Origin of the sequence: Tannerella forsythia (assembly GCF_003860135.1) — a bacterium.
Classification (GTDB): Bacteria; Bacteroidota; Bacteroidia; order Bacteroidales; family Tannerellaceae; genus Tannerella; species Tannerella forsythia_A.
In genome coordinates this window covers 1-394 of record NZ_RQYN01000171.1, presented here as the reverse complement: position 1 = coordinate 394, position 394 = coordinate 1, and the positions used below count along the sequence as shown (strand labels likewise).

Annotated in this window: 1 protein-coding gene; it reads right to left on the bottom strand. The window is 62.7% G+C overall.

Annotated features, from left to right (window positions below; all coding sequences use genetic code 11):
* Positions 1–394: DUF4469 domain-containing protein (locus EII41_RS13830; RefSeq protein ID WP_124791021.1), on the bottom strand; the 394-nt coding region annotated here is incomplete at both ends.

Below are 394 nucleotides of genomic sequence, written 5' to 3'. Positions count from 1 at the left end.
CGTTCCGACGGGGAGGGCGGGGATGATGATCATCAGCTCCGAGGGGTTGTTGATCACGATGTCGCCTTCGTCCACGCGGGTGGCGGTGTTCGTGGCCGTTTCGCGGAAGAAGATGCCGACGCCGGGCTTGTCGCCTACGACGCGGAGCTTCGTTCCGGTGACGCGCAGGTTGAACCCGGGCGTGAGCCGGTCGTTCACCGTACGACTCTTCATGTCCTCCACCTGACCGATGGTGAGTCCCGTCTCGGCGACGCCCATGATCTCGACCTCGACGCTCTCGATCTCGCGACGCATCAAGTCGCCCTGCGTGAAATGGAACTGGAGTGTGTGACGCTGCGGATCGAACGTTTCGTTCGGATTGAGGAATACGCCCCGGATCATGGGCATGGCCGTG